Origin of the sequence: uncultured Marinobacter sp. (genome assembly GCF_947488835.1) — a bacterium.
In the GTDB taxonomy this organism is placed as follows: domain Bacteria; phylum Pseudomonadota; class Gammaproteobacteria; order Pseudomonadales; family Oleiphilaceae; genus Marinobacter.
This window is the reverse complement of record NZ_CANLBK010000003.1, coordinates 1-23,231: the sequence shown is the minus strand read 5'-3', so window position 1 is coordinate 23,231 and position 23,231 is coordinate 1. Positions and strand designations below refer to the sequence as shown.

The window sequence follows — 23,231 nt, the reverse complement described above, 5'->3', positions numbered from 1 at the left end:
TGTTTCCCGCAGACTCTTAATAACTGTCAATTTCGGTCTCGGAGACCTTTGCCATGTCAGCGCTTCAACTACGTATTGTTACCTCAGCCCAAATCATCGAAACCCACGCGCTGGATGCGTTTTTGTCGCTTCCTGTGGAAACCAATGCGACCTACGCCATTGTGGATGCAGATACACAGGAACCGGTCAGCAACCTGGTGTTGAAGAAAAAAGACGATGCGCTGGTAATAGAGATTGACGATGAGCCGGTGGCGCAGCTTGAGCAGTTTTACGACGCCGACCAAGGTGCTGTGTTCGAAGTCAGCGAGGCGGGCAACATAAAGCAGGTTACCGCAGCGGATCCGGTTGTCGAAGGTAGTGATATCGTCTGGCAGGCAGCGGACTCATCGGATCTGGATCCGGTTGCCGTGTTCCTGAGTGGTGGTCTGATCGCACAGTCCAGCCACGGTGGCGGTCATGATGAAGACACTCCAGAGGTCAACACGGTAGTAGGTCAGGTAGTGGCAGGCCCGGTGCTGCCGGGTAACGATTTAAAGGTAGCCGTTTATCAGTCCGACGGCATCACCGAGCTGGGCCATAGCCCGGTTGATGCTGAAGGGCGCTTCAGCGTTGCCGTGGGCAGTTATCGCGGTGTAGTGATTGCGCAGGCGATCAATACCGGCGCGAGCAAAGATCACTTGGACGAAGCCACCAATGCCCCGGCCAACCTCAACGCGGAGCTGTTTGCCGCTGGTGCGATTACCGAAGCAAACAGCACGTTAACTCTGAACCTGAACGCCCTGACCACCATCGCTTATCACAAAGCCTTGGAAGCAGCCGGCGGTGACCCCCTCCAGGCGGACGATGTAGCGGCCATTAATAAGGCTATCGCGAACGCCTTCGGCCTCAGTGATCTGCATAACCTCCCAGTCGTCACCGTGAACGGTGACACCAGTTTTGATACCAGCGATGGCATCAGTGAAAGCGAAGCCTACGGCATCTTGCTGGCCGCCTTCTCAGGTGCCGACCTGGATAATGGCGGCGACAGCCAGGCCACCATCGATGCACTGGTCGCGGGAATCGATCTTAGCGGCGGCGTGGCCGCGCTGAGCCCTGCCGCGGAAGCGATTCTGCTAATTGGTGCCATCGTGGCCGGCCAAACGGGTGACGCTGTGGCCGATCTGTTTGGAAAAGGTACGGGCGTCACCGGCGTCACGGCTGAGAATGCTGGTTCGGTCAAAGATGCCCTGGCCAGCCTGCCCAAGAGCAGCAGCGACACGCCTGAAGAAATACAGGCGATTGTGGATGCCCTCAATGTTGTGCGCGGAGCGGCCGGTGGCGGCACACCGCCTACTCTTGAAGACTTCGAAACCCTCGGCATTACCGGGATAACACCGGAAACCCTGAAAGCCATGCAAGAGGCCGTCGGCGGTACCCCCGATGACGGTAGCGAAGTCGATACACTTGCCGGTCTGCAGGCTGTGATCGATTCCGTGGATGTGACTCCGCCAGGCATCCTGAGTGTCAGCGTGGAAGATGGCACCTGGAAGGTGGGCGATCAGGTGGAGATTACCATCACCGCTGACAACGGCGAAACGGGCCTGACCCTCTCCAAAGGCAGATTCAACGGCCAGGAACTTACCGGCTTCCGAGACAACGGCGATGGCACCTACACGGCCATATACACAGTGGTGGAAGGTGACAGCAATGTCGCCGATACCGAAGCCGTTGCCACCGAATTAACGCTGGCGGATGCCGCTGGAAACACCAGCTCCGAGCTCACCAGCGTGACGCTCAATGGCGAAAGTATCGACGCCACAGCGCCTAGCTTCATCTCGAGTAACATCGCCACGAGTATTGATGAAAATAGCGTTACCGATCAAGTGGTATACACCGCTTGGGCTACAGATGCAGGCGGAGACGTCACTTATAGCTTAAAAGAAAGTGGGGATCATGCCTCATTCAGTATTAATAGCAGTAATGGCTCCGTAATCCTAACTGGCGATCCAGATTACGAAACCAAGGCCAATTACAGCTTTACCGTGGTCGCCACGGACGCCGCAGGCAATGCCAGCGAGCAGGCTGTGGCCCTTGATGTTAATAACCTGGATGAAGTGGCTCCCACCATCACCTCGGCGGCAACGGCCACCGCACTCGATGAAAACAGTGGTGCAGGCCAAGTCGTTTACATCGTTACCTCAACGGATACCGGCGATATCAGTGGCGGTGTGAGCTATAGCCTTAAGGCAGGTAGCGACGCAGCCCTGAGTATTGATGCGCAGACAGGCGCGGTGACCCTCACCGCTGACCCGGATCATGAAGCACAATCCAGCTACAGCTTTACCGTGATTGCCACGGACGCCGCAGGCAATGCCAGCGAGCAGGCCGTGACCCTCGATATTAATAACCTGGATGAAGTGGCTCCCACCATCACCTCGGCGGCAACGGCCACCGCACTCGATGAAAACAGTGGTGCAGGCCAAGTCGTTTACACCGTCACCTCAACGGATACCGGCGATATCAGTGGCGGTGTGAGCTATAGCCTTAAGGCAGGTAGCGACGCAGCCCTGAGTATTGATGCGCAGACAGGAGCGGTGACTCTCTTAGCTGACCCGGATCACGAAACCAAGGCCAACTATAGCTTTACCGTGATTGCCACGGACGCCGCAGGCAATGCCAGCGAGCAGCCAGTCACTCTTAACGTAAACGACCTGGATGAATCCAAGCCAACGATTACCTCTGGCGATACCGCCATCGCGATTGACGAAAACAGTGGCGCGGGCCAAGTTATTTACACCGCCACGGCCACCGATACCGCCGATGTCGACGATGCGACTGATACCAGCGCAGCGTTGACGTACAGCCTCAGCGGTGCGGATGCCGGCTTGTTAAGCATTGATAGCAGCACCGGCGCGGTGACCCTCACCGCTGATCCGGATCACGAAACAAAAGTCAACTACAGCTTTACCGTGATCGCTACCGATGCCGCGGGTAACAGCAGCGCACCGACAGCGGTGACTCTCAATGTTAACGATATAGATGACTCCAACCCCATTATCACCTCTGGCGATACCGCCATCGCGATTGACGAAAACAGTGGTGCGGGTCAAGTGATTTATACCGTCACCGCTACCGATACCGCCGATAGTGACGATGCCACCGACACCAGCGCAGATTTGACGTACAGCCTCAGCGGTGCGGATGCCGGTTTGTTAAGCATTGATAGCGGCACCGGCGCGGTGACCCTCACCGCTGACCCAGATCACGAAACCAAAGCCAACTACAGCTTTACCGTGGTCGCCACGGACGCCGCAGGCAATGCCAGCGAGCAGGCCGTGACCCTCGATATTAATAACCTGGATGAAGTGGCTCCCACCATCACCTCGGCGGCAACGGCCACCGCACTCGATGAAAACAGTGGTGCAGGCCAAGTCGTTTACACCGTCACCTCAACGGATACCGGCGATATCAGTGGCGGTGTGAGCTATAGCCTTAAGGCAGGTAGCGACGCAGCCCTGAGTATTGATGCGCAGACAGGAGCGGTGACTCTCTTAGCTGACCCGGATCACGAAACCAAGGCCAACTATAGCTTTACCGTGATTGCCACGGACGCCGCAGGCAATGCCAGCGAGCAGCCAGTCACTCTTAACGTAAACGACCTGGATGAATCCAAGCCAACGATTACCTCCGGCGATACCGCCATCGCGATTGACGAAAACAGTGGCGCGGGCCAAGTTATTTACACCGCCACGGCCACCGATACCGCCGATGTCGACGATGCGACTGATACCAGCGCAGCGTTGACGTACAGCCTCAGCGGTGCGGATGCCGGCTTGTTAAGCATTGATAGCGACACCGGCGCGGTGACCCTCACCGCTGACCCGGATCACGAAACAAAAGTCAACTACAGCTTTACCGTGATCGCCACTGATACGGGGGGCAATACCGACACCCAAGCCGTGAGTCTCGACATTAACGACCTGGATGATTCAAATCCAATTATCACCTCTGGCGATACCGCCATCGCGATTGACGAAAACAGTGGCGCGGGCCAAACCATTTATACCGTCACGGCCACCGATACCGCCGATGTCGACGATGCGACCGACACCAGCGCAGCCTTGACGTACAGCCTCAGCGGTGCGGATGCCAGCTTGTTAAGCATTGATAGCAACAGCGGAGAGGTGAAGCTCATAGCAAACCCTGATTACGAAACGAGAAGGAAGTATAATTTTGACGTTATCGCAAAAGATGTCGCAGGCAATACTGATACCCAGGCAGTTACCCTCAATATTAACGATCTGGATGATACGCCCCCACGGGTTAATAGCGTTACCATAACTAGCGCAACCGGCATTCAAAACAAAACCCTCAACACCGGTGACGTCGTTAGCGTTACCGTGACTATGAGCGAGGCAACCACGGTCAGTGGCACGCCGCAACTGGCCCTGAACATCGGCGGCACCATAGTGCAGGCGGACTACGCTTCGGGTAGTGGTAGTAATAAGCTGGTATTCACCTACACCATCACGAATGAAACCGATACCAACGGTATCAGTATCAATCACTCCAGCCTGACGCTAAACAATGGTTCGCTTGTCGACGCAGCCGGCAATAATGCTGTTCTGACCATGTACAACCAGAAAGACAACCCCAACTATCTGGTCGACACCACAGCGCCGTCGATAATCCCACCAGATACAATGAAGCAGTTAGGTTCCGGCTGGCACCCTCTAGCCTCCGCCACGGATAGTGACGGCGGCTATGTGATCACCTGGGCCAGTGGTGGCGATATCCTTGTGCAACAGTTCAACGCCGACGGCACTCGCCCTCCAACGGTCAGGCTCAACGCTGGCCTCAGTTCAGATAGGCCCCAAGCCACCGCCGTAGGCACTGACGGGGCCTATGTGGTCACTTGGCACGGCAAAGATAGCGATGGCGACTACAGCATTTTTGTACAACAGTTTAATGCCGATGGCACCACTATCGGCGATGCACCGGTCCAACTCGAGGCTACCGGCAATCAAGATGGCCTCGATAAACACCCCCAAATCACCGCCCTGGGCAGTGATGGAGCCTATGTGGTCACCTGGTTCGGCGAGGTTGCCGACCAAGCCAACCACTACATTTTCGTGCAGCAGTTCAACGCCGACGGCACCATTAACGGTCATACACCGATCCAACTCGAGACGACGGGCGGCGGCACTGAACTAATAAACCCCCAGATCGCCGCTGTGGGCAGTGAAGGGGCTTATGTGGTCACCTGGGAAGGCCGCCCAGATTTCTGGAGTAACATTATGGTGCAGCAGTTTAGCGCTGAAGGCACCACCAATGGCCCGCTAGCCCAACTATCGGCCGCGGGCGCTCTGGACAACCATAACTTCACCCCCCAAATCACCGCCGTGGGTAGCGACGGCGGCTATGTGGTCACTTGGGAAGGCAATCACGACGACGTTTATTCTACTTATGTGCAGCAGTTCAATGCCAACGGTACCACTACCGGTTATGCACAAGTCAAGCTCGGGAATAACCTTCAGTATGCCGCCAATCAAGCCCCCCAAATCACTGCGCTGGGTAGTGAGGGGGCCTATGTGGTCACCTGGGAAGGCCGCGACGAGGAAGGCCCAGGCAAGAGCATTTACGTGCAGCAGTTCAACGCCAACGGCACTATTAGCGGTGGTGCACCGGTCGAACTCAAGGCTACCAGCAATGGCAACGATACAGACCCCCAAATCACCGCCGTGGGCAGTGAGGGGGCCTATGTGGTCACCTGGCGAGGCGATGATGTAGTTTTTGTCCAGCATTTCAATGCCGACGGTACCACTGCTGGCTATGAGCCGGTCACGCTAGGTGATTATGACCAGCACAATACCCCCACCCCCCAAATCAGCGAAATAGGCAGTGATGGGGCCTATGTGGTCACCTGGAATGGCAGCCGTTATATTTCTGTACAGCAGTTCAACCCCGACGGTACAAAAGACTCATTTACGGTTGCTAAGGTCGATGAAACCACTCTGGGCATCACTACCGCCACTGTTCAGAGCAGCGAGGCCGGCATGGCCTATCTTGTTAAGGACAGCGTTGTTGTCAACAGCCTGGCCGATATTACCGGCGCAGATGACAACCAATGGAACTCGGCAACGATAACAACGGCCAATACCAACACCGCGGTTACATCGGCCGGCTTAGTTGATGGTAACTACAGGTTGTACACCGCCGACGCAGCTGGCAACCTGTCAGAGCCCACTCCGGTTATTATGACAATCGACACCGCAGCCCCCACTCTCAGCGCCTCCTCACCGGTAGACGGGGCAACCGATGTCGCACTGGATAGCGACATCACTCTCACTTTTAATGAGGCTATCGCTCTGGGCGCATCTGGCACGGTCACTGTCACCAACGGCACAGACGCGCACGTTATTGATGTCAGCAATCACAACGGGCAATTATCGGTGGTTGGCAACACGCTGACCATCAATCCCACCGCCGACCTAGCGGCTGAGGAAAGTACCTACTACGTCCAAGTAAGCAACGGCGCGATCACCGACACAGCGGGCAAGCCTTTTGCCGGTATCGCCGATAGCACAACGGTAGATTTCACCACGGCCGCCGCACCCACGTCAGACACCTCGATCGTGGTGTTCGATATGGTGAACGGGGTGAGCTCCGGTCACAGTGGTCGCGAGTTCCAGGCCGACGTCGCCTACACTATCTACCTCCGGGTGGATTCCGATTCAGCGACGCTGCACAACGTTCCTCAGGGTGGCGCCCACGTGGACGCGAGCTGGGGGCAGTGGACAGGCGGCGCGAACCTCGGCGCCGATGATCGGATCGTGCTCGTCGGCGACGGGGCGCCGGTTATCGGTCGGAGCGGCGTACAAGTGCTTGGAATGCATGCGGTCGGACTCTCGCTGTCCTTCAGCACAGGCTCGGCTTCTGCGGTGTACATGAGTGGATTTAGAGGCATGACTCGGGCGACGTTGGCTCGATCGGAGAATCAGCAGCTTTGGAGCGGTTCCTGGGGCGTCAACCCCAATGCCGACAACGCCTTTGCCAGTGTTTATCAGACGGCCATGGCCACTGGCATCCTCACCTCCCAGGGCCTAGTGTAATGCGGCTCTGAGCCAATGCCGTGTTCGCCCAGCACGCTGACACCGCCGGCAGGCTTTTGGCTTGCCGGCGGTGTTTTTGCTGAATTAACCACCGTTAACGAGTAACGCCCCATGTCTTATCTCACGATCCTCCGCCAACTGGTCGACCAGCAGCAGTTCAGCGTACTGCAGGCCAATGCCCAGGCGTATCTGGCCGAGACCGGCGATGTGCGCGCCTGGCCGCTGCTGGCGCTGGCGCACGCCCATTTGGGTGAGCGCCAGCAGGCACTGGCACTGGGTGGCCAGGCGGCGGCGCGCCAGGCGGAGCTGGATCTGGACGCGCGGGTTGATCTGGCCGGCGTAGCCTGCGTGTTGCTGCAGCTGGGCGAGGCCGTCCCGCTGCTGGAAGGCGCACTTGCGGAAGCCCCGGATCATCCGTTGGCGTTGGCGCGGCTGGCGTGGTGCCGGCTGCAGCAGGGCGATGCTGTGCAGGCTCGGCGGCTGTACCGGCGCTCGGTGGAGCTGGCCCCCGAGCGCTTACCGGTGTGGACCGCACTGGCGCGGCTGTGCTTGCAGGATGGTGACCCTGTTGCGGCTCAGCAGGCGCTGGACGCGGCCATCGAACGCTTGCAGATCGCCCACCGTGAGTTGCCTGAGGCGGTGGTGCAACAGGCCACGGCGCAGCTGCGCGGTTTACAATTGGAAATCTGGGTGGCCAGCGAGGCGCTGGCGCAGGCCGAGCACTGGCTGGCCGAGCGCCGCGCCACCTTAACCGAGAGCGACTGGGTGGCGTTGCTGAGCGGCTACGCGCTCACGCTCGCCGGCCAGGATCGCCACGCCGCCGCGGAAGCGGCCTTGAGCGATGCCCTGGAGCACTACCCCAAAAATCTTGACCTGCTCTCGCAGCAAGCCGAGTTGGCACAACTGCAGGGCCGCACACCACAAGCTATCCATTTGCTGCGTCGCGCCATCCAAGCGGCCAAGCACCAGGGCGGGCACCAGGAAGTGGGCCTTTGGGTGCGGTTGTCGGCGGCCTGTTTGCAAAGCCGGGACGAACAGGCCCGCCACGCCGCCGAACAGGCGCTGGCGTTGGTGGAGCGGCTCTCGCCCAGCGAGGCCTCATCCGAGGCACAGATTCACCAGTTGCGACTGCAGGCACGCCACGCCCTGGCACAGGTGGAAAGCCAGGCGCAGCAGTTCGAACCCGCCGAGGCGCTGTTCAACGAGATTCTGGCCGACAACCCCTATTTCGTCCCGGCGTTGCAGGGTCTGGGGCAGCAACAGATGCAGCGCGGCCGCATTGACGAGGCGCTGGCGCTGTTCGAGCGCATCAAGCAGATCGACCCGGCCAAGGGCTATGCGTCGCTGATCAACGCCCGCCGCTTTCCGGATGATGAGCAGACCCTGGAACGCATGGAGGGCATCGCTCGCCAGCCCAGTGTGGAAGGCACGGTGCGCGGCGGTCTGCTGCTGCAATTGGCTGCCGCTTGGGAAAAACGCAAAGACTACGACAAAGCCATGGCCCTGGCGAACGACGCCAACGCAGCCAGCAAGCGTCTGCTGAATTACGATCCGCAGGCGCACAGGCAACGTTGTGCCCGCATCCGCCATGCTTTCAGCCGTTCGCTGTACCAGCATCGCCCCGATTGTGGCGTTGACTCGCGCCTGCCGGTGTATGTGCTGGGCATGCCGCGCTCGGGCACCACTTTGGTGGAGCAAGTGCTGGCCAGCCACAGCCAAATCTGCGGTGCTGGCGAGCTGGGGCTGATCCCCCAGGTAATCGCCGGGCTGGAACACTGGGAGCGGCGCACCGGTTCTGGCCGCGGTTATCCGGACTGTGTGGATGATCTGAACGCCTATGTCAGCGCCGGCATGGCCAACAAGGTGTTGGAGCAATTGCGTGAGTTCGATATTGACGCCAGGCACGTGGTCGATAAACTGCCGCACAACTTCGAAAACATTGGCCTGATCAAACTGCTGTTTCCGCAGGCGCGGATCATCTCGGTGCGCCGTGATCCCCGCGACATCGCGCTGTCGAACTACTTCACCGACTATGCGGCCAAACACGGCGGCATGGGCTTTGCCTACGATCTGGGCTGGATCGGCGAGCAATTGGCTGATCACAACCTGTTGATGCAGCATTGGCAGCAGGTGTTCCCGGGCGAGATTCTGGAGGTCAACTATGAAGATCTGGTGGAAGATCTCGAAGGCGTGGCGCGCAAGATGCTCGACTATGTCGGCGTCGACTGGGAACCCCAGGTGCTGGCGTTCAACGAGCTGGATCGACCGGTGAAAACCGCCAGTGTCTGGCAGGTGCGCCAGCCGGTTTACCAGAGTTCCAAGGCTAAATGGCTGCGTTACCGGGAACACCTGGCGCCGCTGACACGGGGCACCAATGCCAAAATCGAATGGCAGCCCATTGACATGCTTGCACTGCCCGAACCGGGGCTGCTCAACGCCGGGGTGGACTTTTATCACAAAAACCAACTCGACGAAGCCGAGTCTCGCTTTAAGCAATTGCTGCAGTTTATCCCGGAGCACGGGGCAGCCAACTTTATGCTGGGCTTGGTCTACGCTCGCAAAGGCCATTTGCCGGACGCGGTCGAGCTCATGCAAATTGGCTACGCCCGCTGCCCTTGGAATATGAACTGGCGCAAAGACTTGATCCAGGCCTATGAGATGCTGGGCGAGGCTGAAAAAGCGGCCGCCTTACGACAACCATCCCGGGTGGGCGAAGCCGATGAGCTTTCGACCTGCTAGTTAACACGATTGATACTAAGATGCGCATGCGTACCCTGTATTTTGCCGTGGCGTTTGGTGCTTTTTTGGCCAGCCCCTTCACCAGCGCCGCCAATGAGGGCGGATTTGAAGCGGCTCTGCGTGCCACGTTAACCCGGCACCCGGCGGTCAGCGGCAAAGAGGCCGAAGTAGAAGCCAAAGGTTATGGTGGTGACGCCGCACGAGCCCAGCGCTACCCAAGTTTGAGCGCCCAGGCCTCCGCCGATAACGAAACCACGCCTTCGACGCTCAGAGTCCGTCAGCCGGTTTGGGCCTTCGGCCGCATTGATGCCGGCATAGCCTATGCCGAGGCGGATCAGATTGTTGAGCAGGCTGACTTGCTCCGGGTCAAACGACAGCTTTTGGATCAGACGGCAACAGCTTACGCCCGGCTGCAGGGTATCTATGAGCGCTTGCGTGTTTCAGAAGGCAACATCGACAGTCTGAGTGCGCTGTTCGAGCGCATACAGCGCAGGGCTGAAGGTCAGCTCGCATCGTCAGCAGACGTGCGTCTGGCCTTTGCCAGGCTGATTCAGGCGCGGGCCCAAAAGTCACGATTAGAGGGTGAGCTGGCGCTCGCGCGCACCGATTTGTATGCGTTAACTCAGATGCCAGTGAACGCGCAGCAGGCTGTGCCCGGTGAATACGCCCAATTGTCCGCGGCCTCTGAATTGAAGGCCAGAGCACAGGAAAACAGCGCAGATGTTCTGCTGTCGGCCCAGAAGGTCGCTTTGGCCAGAGCCGAGCGCGATCGTGAAAAAACCGCTTCCCGGCCAACGGTGTATCTGCAGGCTGAGCGGTTTTTTGGCCAGTCGCGCAGTTTCAATGATGATGAGCGGCTCAGTGTGGTACTGGAAGCCAATCTGGAGGGCCTGGGCTTCGTTGCCGCCGGGCGCAACAAATCGGCCAGCGCACGGCTGAACGCCAGCCAGGAAAACCTGCGGGTTACGCGCAACGATCTGGATCGCACGGTAGACAGCTTGTATGCCAACCGGAAGATGCAAGAAGCGGTGATGCGTTCGCAGTATCAATCGGTGCAGGAACTGGCGGAGATTCTTGCCTCCTATCAACGGCAATACGAAGCCGGCCACAAAGCCTGGCTGGATGTGCTGAACATGCAGCGTGAGCTGACCGAACAGCAGTTGCAACTGGTGCAAGCCGAAAATGATTGGTTAATTTACTCGCTACGACTTGCCGCCCTATCCGGTGGGCTTGATGCCGCGGCCGGCCTACAACAGGAGTAAATCATGTCACAGGAAACGCCCGCTGGTACACCCAGTTCTGCAATTCCCCCAGAGCTGTTTAGACAGCTGCTGGAAAAACTTGGTGTGAGTGTGGATGCGGCTCCGCTGCAGGCCGCATGTGACAAAGCCACACAAACGCTCCCCGATGTGCAGCCGGTGGAGCGCGCGCGTTTCATCCTGACAGAAACGCAGTTGAAAGGTGTGCAGCCAATTCAGCTAGGCTGGCGCCGTTTTGATTTGCGCCGGTTGCCGGCTCTGGTATGCCACCAGGCGGAGTGGTTTATAGCCGAGCGCGCCGATGCTGATAACATTGCGTTAACGGCCGCCAACGCCAGCCAGCAGCTCATTGAAGAAACTGAAATGCAAGACGCGCTGGTGCTATGGCTGCGCACACCCGGACAACGTGCACGCGGCGACTCGCCAACGCTGAAAGGTAACCTGGCTGCCGAACTGGTATGGCGGGAGTTATTCCGTAACAGCGGATGGGTAGCGAAAGTGCTAGTGGCTACCTTGATTGTTAACGTGCTGGCCGTGACGACCTCGCTGTTTGCCATGCAAGTCTACGATCGCGTTGTGCCAACGCTGGCCTATGCGACCTTTACCACCCTGGTGGCTGGCATGTTACTCATCATTTCACTCGATTGGCTGCTGAAAACCCTGCGGGCACGGATTGTCGACAGTGTTGCCAGCAGTGTCGATAAGCGGGTATCGCAGCAGGTGTTTGACCATCTTCTGCACTTGCAGCTGGACGTGCAGCCCCGAAGCCTGGGCACGCTCGCGGCGCAAGTGGGTGGTTTGGATTCCGTGCGACAGTTCTTTTCCTCCGGCGTGGTGTTCGCCCTTATTGATTTACCCTTTGCCTTACTGTTCATCGCTGTTATCGCAATTATTGGCGGACAAGTGGGCTGGGTTTATGCGCTGTTGCTACCTGTAGCCTTGTTGTTGGGGTATGTCACCCAGTTGCGTTTACGTAACCTGCTGAAACGCCAGTTGCAGCGGAGCAATGAGCGTCAGGGGCTGCTAGTGGATTGTATTCGCGGTGCCGAATCGGTTCGGGCAAATAACGCAACCTGGCGATTTTCTGAGGAATGGCAGGCTGTGACCCAGACTATTTCAGGCTATAGCATTCAACAAAAGGCCATCAGTAACTTTTCGACCGTTACAACCGGCAGTTTGTCTACGCTCGCATATGTTGCAGCGGTGGTGGTGGGCGTATGGCAAATCGAAGCAGGTCTGCTGACCATGGGTGGGTTGATTGCCTGCAGTATTTTGGGAGGCCGCGTAATAGCACCTGTTGCCCAGAGTGTTCAATACCTGACTCAGTGGCAAAATGTAGCGCAGTCGTTGCAAATGGTCGATCAGGTGCTGAACCTCAGCTTGGAGCGGCGTGCCGACCAGCAACTGCTGTTGCCCGACGAGCCCCCTGGAACCATCGAGGTGGAAAAGATCCGTTTCGCCTACCCGGAATCGCCAGTGCAACAGCTCAATATTGACAAGTTGAGCTTCCAGTCTGGCGAACGGGTGCTGCTGGTAGGCCCGGTGGGCGGTGGGAAATCCACTCTGCTTAAAGTGCTGGCCGGGCTATACCGACCCAGTGAAGGAAGAGTGCGGTTAGGGGATGCGGATTTGTGGGAAATCGACCCGCAGGCGGTGGTCAGCCACGTCGGTTATTTGCCGCAGGCGGTGCACCTGTTTAAAGGCAGCTTGCGCACTAATCTCGCACTGTCGGGAACGGGCAGCGATTCTCGTCTGCTCAAAGTAACCCGCGACCTGGGAGTGGATAATATTGCAGCGAGCAGCCCTTTAGGTATGGACTTGCCCATCAGTGAGGGTGGCGAAGGCCTCTCTGGCGGCCAGCGGCAGTTGGTGGCTCTGGCTCGGCTGATCATTACCCAGCCGCGGATATGGCTTCTGGACGAGCCCACCGCCTCCTTGGATTCCGAGAGCGAAGCCAGAGCCTGGCAGGTTATCAAGGAAAACCTGCGCCCGGAAGACATTCTTGTTGTCTCCACACATCGGCCCATGCAGGCCGCCCAGTGGGCAACACGGGTTATTGTGATCAATCAGGGTGACGTGGTTAAAGACGGTGCACCTCAGGTGGTATTGCCTCAGGTTCTAGCTCGCAACCCAGGTGGTTCTTTTGCAGCAAAGCCAGCCCAGCCTGAGCGTTCAGTGGGAGCCAAAATCGATGTGGTTTAATCGCGACAGCGACGATCAGGAACTGGCCATGAAAGCCCGAGTGGCGCGCCTGGAAAGCTACCACTACCGCAGTTATGGATTGCTGCTCAGCCTGTTGCTCGTCGGGTTGGGCGGTTTTATTGCCTGGAGCATGAGCTTTTACATAGATGAAGTGGCTCGGGCCAGTGGCGAAGTCATTGCCAGCAGCCGTGTGCAGGTTATCCAGTCGGTAGACGGGGGAGTGATCTCCCATTTGCTGGTGAAGGAAGGGGATCGCGTAGAGGCAGGGCAGGAGTTGGCTCGCTTGGATCCGGCCAGAATTACCGCGGCAGTGGGCGAGATTGAGGCGCGCCTGTTCGCTTTGAAAACCAAAGCCAGCCGCTTACGGGCGGAGGTAACCGGCGCAGACAAACTGCAATTGCCAGAGAATATTCCGGAGGCATACCGGGATATGGCACAGGTTGAACAAGCCCTGTTTAAACAGCGCCGGTTTGGCTTGCAGGAAGAGGTGCGTACTCTCAAGGTGGCGGCCGATCTAGCCAGGGAGGAACTTGCGCTGGTGCAGCAGCTTAAACTCTCGGGCGACGTCAGTGGTTCTGAGATACTTCGTGCGCGCCGAGGGGTCAATGAAGCAGACGCACAACTGATCAATCGCCAGAACAAGTTTCTGGAAGATGCGCGCATTGAGCTGACTCGCACCGAAGACGAAATAGCACAGAATGAAACCATACTGACCCGGCGCCGGGAGGAGCAGCAGGCCAGTGTGTTCACCGCGAGGATGGCCGGAATCGTGAAAAATATCCGGGTGACAACCGTAGGCGGTGTGCTGCGCGCCGGTGAGGAAATTATGCAAATTGTGCCGGTGGATGATGATCTGCTCATTGAAGCAAAAGTACGCCCCACCGACATTGCCCGCATACGCGAAGGCTTGCCGGTTACCATCCGCTTTGACCCCTATGACTACACCATATTCGGCGGAGCGCCTGGCGAAGTGAAGTATGTTAGTGCCGACACGCTTAAGGAAGATACCCGCAACGGTGAAGAGATTTATTACCGAGTGCATGTATCGCCAAGTTCCTGGCCGGTTACCACGACGACCGGGCAGGTGCTGAAAATTCAGCCAGGTATGACCGCCCAGGTCGACATTCGAACAGGGGATCGTACTTTGATGAACTTTTTGTTGAAGCCGCTGCGCAGGTCGTTCGCGGAATCTTTTGGAGAGCGATAACAGGGAGCTCGCTATGGGAAACGATATTGTCTGGCACGCCCATAATGTTACCCGCGGCGAGCGCGCAAAAAACAAGAACCAGAAGCCATGCCTGCTCTGGTTTACGGGTCTCAGTGGTTCGGGTAAATCCACCCTTGCCAACGCGTTGGACGTAGCGCTTCATGAACGTGGTTACCACACGTTTGTTCTGGATGGAGACAATGTTCGCCATGGCCTATGCAGCGACCTTGGTTTTTCGGATCAGGATCGCGTGGAGAATATTCGCCGCATCGGCGAGGTGAGTAAGTTGTTCACGGATGCCGGTTTAATCGTATTAAGTGCGTTTATCTCGCCTTTTTCCAGTGACCGGCGCCTGGTTAGGGAGCTGTTTCCGGCAGGGGAGTTTATTGAAGTGTTTATGGATGCTCCCCTGGACGTTTGCGAATCCAGAGACCCCAAGGGCCTGTACCAGAAAGCGCGCTCTGGGCACATCAAGCACTTCACGGGTATTGATTCCCCTTATGAACCACCTGGCAATCCGGATTTACGGCTGGATACCTCGGAGTTGTCGGTAGGTGAGTGTATAGAAAAGGTTGTCGATTACCTTCTCGAAAAACAGCTAATTGCCCGTGAGTAAAAAGCTGTTCGTGTTGGTCAATCAGACATACGCTCATGGGCGCTACGTACAAAAAAACAATCCTTTGCCGAAAATGGAGCGTACAGGAAGGTTTATATTCTCCTCCTTTGCTTTTTTACGCAGGCGACTGAGGATGACGACAATGCGGTGGATGTCGGGATGTTCCTCATAACGGAACATCAGATCAAGCAAGGCTTCCTTGGTAAAAACCTCACCGGATGAACGAGCCAGCGTGCTGATCAACGAGAATTCCTGAGTTGAAAGTGGTAACTCGTCATCAAGGGGTGTTGTCAGTTTCTGACGCGACACGTCCAGCTGCCACTCGCCTGAGGCTTCTCGAGGCGGCTGAGTGAGGACTGACGGGGAGTGATGCTGAATTCTTTGCCACTGTAATCCGCCAGAAAATAATCGAGGTTTTGAGTAGAGACTTCTACAATGATCGCAAAGGGAGCGACAGATGAAGAAGTCTCGATTCACCGACAGCCAAATCACCGATCATGACAACCCTCAAGCAGCACGAAGCCGGAGTTTTGGTTGCTGAACTGGCCCGTGAGCACAATGTCAGCTCGGCGTTGATCTATCAGTGGCACTCGAAATTCGGCGGCATGGACGCATCGATGATGAAGCGTCTTAAAGAGCTGGAAGTTGAGGTACGGCTCTAATAGACAACACTGGCTCGGTTTTTTCCGATCTAGCACTGCCCGATACATTAAACCTGGATGATTTTTCATCCTATCGAAAGATGACTCTCGTTTTCCTGCGCAGATCCGACGGTGATCAGCTCCGGCTTGAGGGCCTGATTACTGATTTGACCCCATCAAATCCCGCCTACGGTGTGGCTGAGCCGAGTTCACTAATACTGCTATCGGTTGGCATGCTGGGGCTAGCGAGCACGCGCTATCGGCGTCGCAGGAAAGTTGCTTATGGGGGAGGTTTAGAAGGTGCTTATAAAAGCTGGATGTAATCTTGGACAGTATTTTAAAGCTTTCAGCAGTTGTAAGGGGCAAATGCTGTCGCTAAATGTGTAAGAACGACCTTTGTTGAAGTGGCTCGTTAGATAATTACCAACATTTTTGTTGGCCTCGTGTTGGTTCCGATATCCGAGGGTCGGTATGCATTCGAATTTCAGGCTTCGAGACAGCCTTTAACCATAGAGGGGGCGACTTTCGCCCCGAGCATCAGGCCCTAATTGCTGCGGTGGCAATCACTTCCACCTTGAGTTCCGGCGAAGCGAGGCGTGCTTCTCCGCAGGCTCTGGCAGGCGCGTGACCCGTGGGTACCCAGGCGTCCCATACGGCGTTCATTTCTTCAAAGTCCGACATGTCGGCCAGCCATACAATAACCTGTAACAGGTGTTTACGGTCAGAGCCAACGCTCTGCAATAAGGCGTCTACCCGGGACAAGGCTTCTCGGGTTTGCTCCGCTATGCTGCCTGTCGCTTCGCCCACCTGGCCGGCTAGGTAAGCTGTTTGGTTGTGAGTCACCACCTTGCTCATACGGGGGCCGGTTTCAAAACGTTGAATGTTCATAAATGCTTCCTGTGTGGTTCAGAATCGACCAGCTGAACAGTGTTTCAGCCAGTCGGGTTGTTGTCCTGCAAGGCAGTCTGCGACCAGTCGCCCGGTTGCTCCGGCCAGGGTTAACCCCAAGTGCTGGTGGCCAAAAGCATAGATGAGGCGGGGCTCGCGGGGTGATGGCCCAATAACGGGCAGAGAGTCGGGCAGCGACGGGCGAAACCCGAGCCAGGTTCGTGCCGGTTCGGAATTTAAATTCAGAATATGGCGAACGTGCTGTTCTATATAGCGAAGGCGTTTCGGATTTGCGGGGTCTCGTATCGACCCAAGCTCTACCGTTCCGGCCGCTCGCAATCTGCCTTGGAGCGGTGTCATGTAAAAGGCGTTTTCTACCGGGCATGTGGGCCGGGAGACAGGCACATTATCAAGATCAAACTCTATGTGGTAGCCCCGTTCTGTATCCAGGGGAATACGGTCGCCAACCTGGCGAGCCAGGGTTGCTGACCAAGCACCACTGGCCACAACCACTTTGTCAGCCAGAAGTGTTTGACCATCGGAGTGGCCAATGCTCAGCCCTTGCCCGGTGGGCTTAATCGAGGTAACACTCGCGATGTGTACCCGCCCCTCTGCGCGCAACGGGGCGCTGAGGGCACGGATAAAGGCCTCCGGATCATCAAGATGGCTGGAGTCTGTGAACAGTATGCCGCCTTTGGTGTGGCCCTCCATGGCGGGCTCCAACTCGGCAACCTCGGCTTCGTTAAGCCGCTGTTGGTGAATGCCCATCTTGTCGCGCAGTTCTATATCGCCGTGTGCCGCACGAAGGTTTGCCGCTTGCCGAAAGGAATAAAGGCAGCCGCGGCGGTTTATGAGAGTTTGGGCGTCTGGTGTTTCTTCCAGCAAAGGCGCGTAGCCGCCGTAGGTATCGCCGAGAAGCTGTGCAAGCGTCCCGGAATTTTTCAGAAAGCGTTTTTTATTGCACTGCCCCAGAAAACGTATTAGCCAGGGGGTAAGGCGTGGCAGCCTTGACCAGTTGATGACAAACGGCGAATCGGGCGAAAACAAAAGCTGTGGCGCATTGCTCCAGATGTCGGGGCGAGCGATGGGAGTACTGCCATGAACGGCGAACGTGCTTGCGTTGCCAAATGACGCACCACTGGCAATGCCTTCACGTTCCAGCACGGTTACGTCATACCCGCGCTGGCGTAACCAGAGCGCACAGGCAATACCTACTGCTCCTGCGCCAATGACGGCTATTTCTGTACGCTCCGTATGGCTCATACTCCATCTTCCTTCTTTGGGTGCCCATAAACGGCGTTGATGTTGTGCTGCGAGTCTGATGGCGGCGTTGCCAAGGATCATAGTCTCAAAAAATGCGAAGCCATACAATTGCAATATAACTTTAAAGATGTACTTGGTGATTAATGTTCCGCTCTTCAGGACGCTGCTCGGAGTGTGGGTAAATTACCTCAGACGGCGTCGTACATATGCAGGTGACCCTGTTGGGCCAGTCGCGCAATGGCGCTCAACCCGACCACAAGCTGATCGCGGTTGCGTGCTGCTGCCAAGTTGATGCGAACCGCGTCTGGCGGGCTTTCGCGGCGCAGCGTGAAGGCGACACCGGGCAGGAGGCTTACGCCGTTTTCGTAACAGGCTTTGGCAAAGCTGGAGGCTCGCCACGCATCCGGAAGGTGCAGCCAGGCGTGGGGTGAGGTCGCACTCGATTGAACGTTGAGGTTAACAAAGAGTTCCTGCAGTATGCTCTGGCGTGCACGCAGTTCCTCCCGTTGTAGGGCCACCATTTCGGAGGCCTGCCCGCCTTCAATAAGCCGGGATGCGATCAGGGTTGAGAGCGGCGATGTGCTCCAGCAATCAATTCTGAGGGTGGCGCTGATATCGGCCTGCCATTTCAGCGGCGGAACCACAAAACCCATGCGCAAACCCGGCGCAATGCATTTGGACATGGCGGTGATGTAAACGGTTTGATCGGGCAGCAGTTCCGCGAAGGGTGGGGGGGATGTGTCCAGCAGTGGCCGGTAAACGTCATCTTCGATAAGCAATAATCCAAACCGTTTGATGATGGCGGCCAGTTCGCGCCGCCTATGCTCGCTGAGCGTCACCGTGGTTGGGTTTTGTATGGACGGCACCAGGAAGATCGCCTCAGGCTGGTGTTCTGTGCAAGCGGCTTCAAGCGCCTTGGGGCACATTCCTCCGGTGTCGGCATTTACGCCAATAATGTTGAGACCCAGGGTGTGGCAGAGCGCATTGATGCCCTGGTAGGTAACCGAATCGGTCAAGATGGTGTCGCCTGGCTGGGTGAGTGCACGTAGCGTGCAGGCAATGCCGTGCTGGGCGCCCTCTGTAATAATTATTTGCCCTGAGGTTGTATCTATGCCCTGCTCGCCCAGCCAGGTTTGCGCTGCTGAGCGTGCCCAAAGAGGCCCCTCCGGAATCTGATAATCCTGTATGAAAAGAAAGCGGGGGTCGGCCGCAAGCTGAGGCAGGAGTTTGGGCAGAAAGTCGCTGTATGCGTTGGTTGCCGGGCGGTTAATGCTCAGGTCGATCAGCCCAGGTACATCGCTAGGGGCACTGAGAAACTGTGCCTGAGGCTGCCCCACAGGGAGCTTTACCCGTGTCCCACGCCCGGGCCTGCTTTCAACCAACCCGGCTTCCTGCAGGATGGCCATGGCTTTGGTGACCGTTGTGATGTTTATACTTAATTGGCTGGCGAGCTCACGATGTGTTGGTAGTCTTTCGCCCGCGCCTAGGTTTCCGCCGGTAATCCAGTCCGTAAAGGTGTCTGCCAGCTGCTCATAGAGGGGTTCTGCCCGATTACGTGAGCGGTTGATTCTTTGGGCTGTGGCATCTATTAAGTTTTCGATTGGCAACTTTTTGGCGCTCATTGTCTAGTATCCAGGGTGGGTTCCACAGTTTGTACCTGAAATTTAAAGTCTTGACAATTACAATGGTGGTATATTAATTTGAGTTGTACTTGAGTTGTAGTGCTTGCTCTTAACAACAAAACAAAAATCATTCGCGAGGTTCGTCATGCTCCCGGTTTTCTTAAAGCGCCTGGCAGTGTTAGCCGCTGCCTTCACGTTCGCATTTTCACCACTGGTTGCCCAGGCAGCCGATCACACTCTGCGCCTGTCCACCTTGTTCCGTCCAGGATCTGACGGAGGTCAGGCTGCCGAGCAGTTTGCTAAAGAGGTCAATCGTCGAAGCAATGGCCGTGTTGAAGTAAAAGTATTCCCAGCGAGCCAGCTGGGTGATTGGGTTGAAACCCATTCACAGCTGATGCAGGGTGCCATCGATATCGGGCTTCAGCCGTTATCAACAAACTTCGACAGGCGCCTGTCTATCGCCTGGTTTCCTTACATTGCCCCCACTTATTCCGAAGCGCAAACGGTATTCAGTGCTGATGGCTTCGCCTACAAATTAGTCGATGACATGATTGCGCCACAAGGATTGCGTTTATTGGGGGTGTACAGCGCGGGTATGGGGGGGGCCGGATTTGCCAAGCCGGTGCCAAACCCTGCTGACGTAGAGGGCGAGCGAGGGCTCCGTGTGCGCGTATGGCCGGGTGGAACCACGCATCGTTCGTTGATGGAAGGTTTTGGGTACCAAGTGACAACCGTGCCCTGGGCTGAGCTCTATACCGCAATGCAAACCGGTGTTGTGGATGGGCAGATCGGCGGTACCGCTGAAATGGCGCTGGATAACTTCAAGGACATCACCAATACCTGGGTGCAATACAATGATCATCTGGAGCTCGCCTGGTTTGTAATCAACGCCGAACGCATGGGCGCACTCCCGGAACAGTATCAGAAAATTATTTTGGAAGTTGCTCAGGAAATATCCCACAAGCGGTTTGATGATGTGCGGGAGGCGGATCGTCGTTTCCTGGATGTTATGGAAGAGGCAGGCATCAACGTGGTCCGCTTTGAGGAGGAAACGCTGCAAAAATTAGCAGACTTTACCCGCAAGGAGGTCTGGCCAAAAATCGGCGCTGAGCTTGACGCTGAGGTTATGAAGCGGCTGAACCAGGCGGTCGGACTCTGAGTGCCTCCCCCCTTTCACCTGAATGAGAAAAAACAATGCCTGCCTTTATCTCAAGGCTGAGCATGGCCTGGCACGCAGCGTTGAGTTTTCAGCGTTGCGTGCTGGCTATATGCGCAGTGTTGCTCACATTAATAATATTCGCACAAGTGATAGCCCGATATGTCTTTCAAACCGCGATTTTCGGGCTGGAAGAGATAGCTGTGTATATCGCCATCTGGTTTTATTTTTTGGGGGGATCCGTTGGTGCCAGCGAGCGGGGCCATATTTCCGCTTCCCTAACCGATATTTTGATTAAAAATGACACGGCGCAGCAAGCGATCAAAACCTTTTCTTCCCTTCTTACGTCGGTTGTTTGTGGCTGGATGGTGGTTTGGTCGTGGGGGCTTGCAAGCTGGTCTTTAAAAATGGGAATGATGTCTACTGAGGTCAATATACCTATCGGGTATGTTCATCTTGCAATGCCGGTCGGGTTGGGTCTGATGACCCTCTACTTTGTTGCAGAGTTTGCAGAACACTGTGCGGATTTATTACGGAGGCTGCGCGGCTGATGGACTGGGTACTTGTGTTCGATGTGCTTTTGCTGGTTGTCCTTCTGATGATAGGTGTGCCGGTACCGATCTGTTTTGCGACCGCAGTGTTGCTTCTTTTTATTGTGGGTGATTTTGGTAGCGCTTCCTTTTTGGTAAGTGCCGGTTTCAGCCAGGCCAGCTCCGTAATTCTGCTCGCGATTCCGCTGTACATTATTGCGGGCAATATTATGAGTCATGGCGGGATCGCCAATCGTCTAGTGGATTTTGCGGAAAGTTTTGTTGGTCGCTTTCGGGGTGGGCTTGGCATTGTTGTGGTTCTGACCACAGCTGTGTTTGGTGCAATATCCGGTATGGCGTCGTCTGCGGTTGCGGCTATAGGCACAACACTGATTCCCCGAATGGTGGAGAAAGGCTACGATCGCGGCTATGCGGCAACGTTGGTTTCTTGCTCGGCCGTCCTGGCCCTGCTGATACCGCCCAGCGCGTCGATGATTCTTTATGGTTGGGTAAGTGGCACATCCATAACAGCCGCTTTTCTTGCGCCGGTCGTTCCGGCGATATTGCTCATTACCCTGTTTTGTATTTTAAATTGGTTCATGACTAGATACATGCCAGTTCATACGGAGGAGGCGTTGCCTGCCGAGGCCTGGCTTGCGGATATCGGAAAAAAAGGACGAAGGGCCAGCCTTGGATTGATGATGCCAGTGATCATACTGGGTTGCATTTATGGTGGAATTACAACACCAACTGAAGCAGCGGCGATAGCGGTTGTGTATGCCGTACCGGTAAGCATTCTGGTTTATCGTGAAATGGGCTGGAAAGGTTTGTATGAACAGTTGTGGCGGTCAGGCCAGATCACGGGCGTATTGCTTATGCTTGTGTTTTTTGCCTCGATGTTAGCCAGAATGTTAACCATGCAAAGCGTGCCGCAAATGCTTTTGTCTGGCTTTACGGCCATCAGTGATAATCCGGTTATCCTGTTGTTACTTGTCAATGCATTTTTGTTGCTAGTTGGAATGCTCATGGATGATGCCAGCGGTATTTTGCTCGCAACACCTCTGTTAATGCCCGTCATTAATGAACTAGGCATTGACCCTGTGCAGTTTGCTGCCATTATCGCGACGAATTTAGGCATGGGGCTGATCACGCCGCCCACAGCACCCATATTGTATTTAGGGGCCTTGACTGGAAAAACGCCCCTGAGCACTATGCTTAAGCCTACCATGGTATTTCTGTTGCTCGCATACTTGCCTGTGGTTTTGCTGACAACCTTCTTGCCGGCACTATCGTTAACTCTACCCCGGTTTCTTTTAGCTGGTTAATTAGGACTGCACCTTGAACCAAGGCTCCTCCTCTCGGGCGTCAAATATTAAAGTGTGGGAGGAGGCAGCAGCATAACGAGCACGTGTTATCGGCATGGCAGGAACGTGTCTTAAAGGGGGGCAGAAGGCTTTATATAAAAGCCGGATGAATGACCCAGTTACTTCTTAAAAGCTGGGGGAGATGCTTTATCTGCTAAGTGGCGCAGTATCAGCACCTTCCCCCAAGTCTTCCGTTCTCTTATCTAATTGCTGCTGAACACATAAGATGCCGAGAATGTCTCGCCAGTCTCCAGCACTTCAAATGAGAAGTTCAAATCAACCGTAGCGCCACGGGTAAGTGGCGAGATGAGTTCGAATTCGAGCTCAGTATCCTCCGCTACTGTAACTCCCTCAGAGAGGCCAGCGAAAAATGGCGTAACTTGGGATGTGTTGTCGGTCGACACAAGGTTTACGATTGTAAAATCCTGACCCTGGGCAGTAAGTTTGAAAGTATCCAGGGAGTATGTGGTCGGGGCTGGAACACCAGTTACTGATGTGGATACGCTGCTTGAGGAGAAGTAAGGCATAGCGACTTCGTTATAGGTTCCTCCAAATAAACCACCACTTTCTCTAAACTGTAGTGGTTCAATGATTCCGGACACCAACGTAGGTGGTAATATCGCCACCATAAACGAGGTGTCTGATGACCAGAA

At 56.0% G+C, this 23,231-nt stretch carries 14 protein-coding genes and 1 pseudogene; 10 read left to right on the top strand and 5 right to left on the bottom strand.

All coding sequences use genetic code 11. The features are described 5' to 3' along the window. Positions 1 to 53 precede the first annotated feature (53 nt). From Q0824_RS11685 to cysC, 6 genes are all read left to right on the top strand, one after another. On the top strand, positions 54 to 7,091 hold the full coding sequence (locus Q0824_RS11685) for a cadherin domain-containing protein (protein ID WP_298450570.1): 7,038 nt from the start codon (positions 54 to 56) through the stop codon (positions 7,089 to 7,091). A 111-nt stretch (positions 7,092 to 7,202) separates the two neighbouring features. Continuing rightward, positions 7,203 to 9,830 (top strand): tetratricopeptide repeat-containing sulfotransferase family protein, encoded by a 2,628-nt coding sequence (locus Q0824_RS11680; RefSeq protein ID WP_298450568.1) that lies wholly within the window; start codon positions 7,203 to 7,205, stop codon positions 9,828 to 9,830. Between the two features lie 20 nt (positions 9,831 to 9,850). Continuing rightward, on the top strand, positions 9,851 to 11,092 hold the full coding sequence (locus tag Q0824_RS11675) for a TolC family protein (RefSeq protein ID WP_298450566.1): 1,242 nt from the start codon (positions 9,851 to 9,853) through the stop codon (positions 11,090 to 11,092). 3 nt (positions 11,093 to 11,095) lie between these two features. After that, entirely contained in the window at positions 11,096 to 13,291 is a 2,196-nt protein-coding gene (locus Q0824_RS11670) for an ATP-binding cassette domain-containing protein (RefSeq protein ID WP_298450563.1), read from the top strand. After that, positions 13,281 to 14,498: an HlyD family efflux transporter periplasmic adaptor subunit gene (locus tag Q0824_RS11665; protein WP_298450561.1), complete on the top strand. Its 1,218-nt coding sequence runs from the start codon at positions 13,281 to 13,283 to the stop codon at positions 14,496 to 14,498. Before Q0824_RS11670 ends, Q0824_RS11665 begins: the two co-directional genes overlap by 11 nt. A gap of 13 nt (positions 14,499 to 14,511) precedes the next feature. Next, positions 14,512 to 15,114 (top strand): adenylyl-sulfate kinase, encoded by a 603-nt coding sequence (cysC, locus tag Q0824_RS11660; RefSeq protein WP_298450559.1) that lies wholly within the window; start codon positions 14,512 to 14,514, stop codon positions 15,112 to 15,114. A gap of 42 nt (positions 15,115 to 15,156) precedes the next feature. Here the strand turns inward: cysC and Q0824_RS11655 are convergent, their stop codons facing one another. Beyond that, positions 15,157 to 15,423, bottom strand: coding sequence for a winged helix-turn-helix domain-containing protein (locus Q0824_RS11655; RefSeq protein ID WP_298450556.1), 267 nt, complete (start codon positions 15,421 to 15,423; stop codon positions 15,157 to 15,159). Positions 15,424 to 15,571: 148 nt separating this feature from the next. Here Q0824_RS11655 and Q0824_RS11650 point away from each other — a divergent pair. Beyond that, positions 15,572 to 15,764: pseudogene (locus Q0824_RS11650) on the top strand (transposase); the annotation flags it as partial. A gap of 528 nt (positions 15,765 to 16,292) precedes the next feature. Here the strand turns inward: Q0824_RS11650 and Q0824_RS11645 are convergent. The 3 genes from Q0824_RS11645 to Q0824_RS11635 all read right to left on the bottom strand — a co-directional run bounded on the left by Q0824_RS11645 (position 16,293) and on the right by Q0824_RS11635 (position 19,528). Continuing rightward, positions 16,293 to 16,643 carry a RidA family protein gene (locus tag Q0824_RS11645; protein WP_298450554.1) on the bottom strand — a complete coding sequence of 117 codons (351 nt, stop codon included), beginning with the start codon at positions 16,641 to 16,643 and terminating at the stop codon, positions 16,293 to 16,295. 18 nt (positions 16,644 to 16,661) lie between these two features. Next, complete coding sequence (locus tag Q0824_RS11640; protein ID WP_298450551.1) at positions 16,662 to 17,906, bottom strand: FAD-binding oxidoreductase; 1,245 nt, start codon at positions 17,904 to 17,906, stop codon at positions 16,662 to 16,664. 188 nt (positions 17,907 to 18,094) lie between these two features. Continuing rightward, a complete protein-coding gene (locus tag Q0824_RS11635) occupies positions 18,095 to 19,528 on the bottom strand; it encodes a PLP-dependent aminotransferase family protein (protein WP_298450548.1) in 1,434 nt (477 codons plus the stop codon). 145 nt (positions 19,529 to 19,673) lie between these two features. Between Q0824_RS11635 and dctP the strand changes: the two genes are divergently transcribed. Genes dctP through Q0824_RS11620 form a run of 3 tightly spaced genes read left to right on the top strand, consistent with a single transcriptional unit; the run spans position 19,674 to position 22,539 of the window. Beyond that, a complete protein-coding gene (gene dctP / locus Q0824_RS11630; protein ID WP_298450545.1) occupies positions 19,674 to 20,687 on the top strand; it encodes a TRAP transporter substrate-binding protein DctP in 1,014 nt (337 codons plus the stop codon). Positions 20,688 to 20,722: 35 nt separating this feature from the next. Further along, on the top strand, positions 20,723 to 21,235 hold the full coding sequence (locus tag Q0824_RS11625; protein ID WP_298450542.1) for a TRAP transporter small permease subunit: 513 nt from the start codon (positions 20,723 to 20,725) through the stop codon (positions 21,233 to 21,235). Positions 21,236 to 21,258: 23 nt separating this feature from the next. Further along, entirely contained in the window at positions 21,259 to 22,539 is a 1,281-nt protein-coding gene (locus tag Q0824_RS11620; protein ID WP_298450540.1) for a TRAP transporter large permease, read from the top strand. Positions 22,540 to 22,781: 242 nt separating this feature from the next. On the opposite strand, the gene Q0824_RS11615 is transcribed toward Q0824_RS11620, so the two are convergent. Beyond that, on the bottom strand, positions 22,782 to 23,231 hold a 450-nt coding region (locus Q0824_RS11615; RefSeq protein ID WP_298450537.1), incomplete at its 5' end, for a hypothetical protein.

Bases quoted from the DNA above. Each gene is read 5' to 3' on its own strand.
- Q0824_RS11665 (WP_298450561.1), top strand. From the start codon at position 13,281: ATGTGGTTTAATCGCGACAGCGACGATCAGGAACTGGCCATGAAAGCC.
- Q0824_RS11635 (WP_298450548.1), bottom strand. From the start codon at position 19,528: ATGAGCGCCAAAAAGTTGCCAATCGAAAACTTAATAGATGCCACAGCC.
- dctP (WP_298450545.1), top strand. From the start codon at position 19,674: ATGCTCCCGGTTTTCTTAAAGCGCCTGGCAGTGTTAGCCGCTGCCTTC.
- Q0824_RS11640 (WP_298450551.1), bottom strand. From the start codon at position 17,906: ATGAGCCATACGGAGCGTACAGAAATAGCCGTCATTGGCGCAGGAGCA.
- Q0824_RS11670 (WP_298450563.1), top strand. From the start codon at position 11,096: ATGTCACAGGAAACGCCCGCTGGTACACCCAGTTCTGCAATTCCCCCA.
- Q0824_RS11680 (WP_298450568.1), top strand. From the start codon at position 7,203: ATGTCTTATCTCACGATCCTCCGCCAACTGGTCGACCAGCAGCAGTTC.
- Q0824_RS11625 (WP_298450542.1), top strand. From the start codon at position 20,723: ATGCCTGCCTTTATCTCAAGGCTGAGCATGGCCTGGCACGCAGCGTTG.
- Q0824_RS11685 (WP_298450570.1), top strand. From the start codon at position 54: ATGTCAGCGCTTCAACTACGTATTGTTACCTCAGCCCAAATCATCGAA.
- cysC (WP_298450559.1), top strand. From the start codon at position 14,512: ATGGGAAACGATATTGTCTGGCACGCCCATAATGTTACCCGCGGCGAG.
- Q0824_RS11645 (WP_298450554.1), bottom strand. From the start codon at position 16,643: ATGAACATTCAACGTTTTGAAACCGGCCCCCGTATGAGCAAGGTGGTG.
- Q0824_RS11675 (WP_298450566.1), top strand. From the start codon at position 9,851: ATGCGCATGCGTACCCTGTATTTTGCCGTGGCGTTTGGTGCTTTTTTG.